Genomic DNA, 1,855 nt, shown 5'->3' on the forward strand with positions numbered 1-1,855 from the left:
TGCCGATGCACGATATGCCTACGGCACGCTGTGCGAAGGCACTCCTGCAAGTGCCTTAACAAAAGTTCATACAGTGTCGATTACTTTTGTCCGACTACTTAGGTAAGCTTTTGATTCTCAAATTGCACGGCTATGCTATTCGGGCATTGCAATACTTGTTGTTCAAATAATTGATGAATGGTGAGATTTGTCAAAGCATTGGATGAGGGAGAATTCCACTGTTGGAGGAGGCGCTCGCATTCTCGCTCCGAAATTAAAGGCAGTTCAGCCAGAGAGCGATCGCTATCGATAACCAGGTTGCGAACAAATGTGGTAAACGAGTTGCTAAAGCGGTCAAAACTTTCTCGATCGAAGGCAGCAGTGTCATATATACAACGGCATTTTTCCCCTGTCTTTGGAATTACAAACGTTAAGCCAATTCTCGATAAATTTGAAGTGCGATCGAGAGTTTCCACTCGTTCGATCGTGACTGGAAATTGATGCTGAAACCTCAGTTTTTGTAATTCTTGAAGTTCGGGATATCTGAGTAGGATGTCGCGTGGATAAGTTTGGCGACGTTCCACCCATTGCATTTGTTGTTGCACTGCCTTAACGACTTCCCTTATCCCTTGCTTCAGGTCTATTTTGAGATGAAAAGGCACGTCAACCGCAAAGAAATTTTCTAACCCCCCATGAGGGCGTTGACTTGTTGTTAATCTCCATCCCAGATCGAAATCATCTGTTTCTACAGTTCGAGCGAGATAGGCGGCGAAAGCAGCGACGAGAAATTCTTCTAAATTGCAACCTTTTAAATGACTTGCTAAAAAGCCGTCAATTTCGGGTAGAATGTGCCAGTTTTGGCTTGCCATCTCTTCGCCGGGGAATGGAGAAAAGATATCTTGATTTCCATAAAGCCAATTGCGATCGGGTGAAGCGATGGGCTGTAAGGTGGCTAATTTTTCTACCCAGAAGGATTCATGTTTGGCGATCGCAGTTTCGATCTCCTTGAGATGCTGAGTTTGAGTTGGTTCGATTTCTGCAAAGCAGTCGCCTATCTGTAATCTAAATCTTGTCACCAACTCAGGGATAGAAAGGGTTTTACCTTCTAAAGTCAGCATTTGCGTGAGGGCAACATCATAACTTCCAGTGGCAACGATTAAACGCTCCGATTCAATTGCGGTAATGGTGCCAGGGATAGCGCTAGAAGCTGTTTCTAGCACTTCCAATTGAGAAACAATGATGAATGTATTGGCGATCGCTAATTTCGGCAATCCCAAAAGATTTTGATAATTCCCAAAATCTAACGCTCGCATCCAAGCTTTCAATTCTTCAGCAGGACGATGCCAGGGTAATAAGCATCCAGGGCTCGGTTTTTGGGAAATTGAAAAATAGCTGCGTTTCTCTAAATTCTGCGGGATTGGGATGATAGTATCGTGCTGTAATTCATCAATTAATTCAACAAAGGACTCCAGCGCGGCTTGATAACATTTACCGATCAGGGTAAAAGCTGTTTCATTTGGATCGATCTCGATTGTTACCTGTTTGAAGATATCGCCACTATCTACCAGATCGTCGATCTGATGCCAGGTGATGCCATGCACTTTTTCTTGATTCAAAATTGCCCAAGATGGTGCATTGAGTCCTCCATATTTTGGCAAAAGTGAATCATGGCAGTTAATCGCATATTTTTGAGGTAATTTCAAGATTTCTTTTGGCAAAATTGATAAATTATAAATACTAAATAAATAATCAAAAGGTTGCTGACTTAAAAAACTGACTAAATCATCTTTTTCCTGAAACAGAGGAATCTTTTGGTCAGTTGCCCAACGGTCAATTGATGTACCGCTAGAAATAATCCCCAATATTTGATGTCCTT

At 42.3% G+C, this 1,855-nt stretch carries 1 protein-coding gene; it reads right to left on the reverse strand.

Features of this window, described 5'->3' with window-relative positions; genetic code table 11:
- Nucleotides 1-98: 98 nt before the first annotated feature.
- The coding region (locus H6S82_RS31670; protein ID WP_242057195.1) for a formyltransferase family protein at nt 99-1,855 on the reverse strand (1,757 nt) is incomplete at its 5' end.

Origin of the sequence: Planktothrix sp. FACHB-1355 (genome assembly GCF_014748295.1) — a bacterium.
Taxonomy (GTDB): Bacteria; Cyanobacteriota; Cyanobacteriia; order Cyanobacteriales; family Aerosakkonemataceae; genus Aerosakkonema; species Aerosakkonema funiforme_A.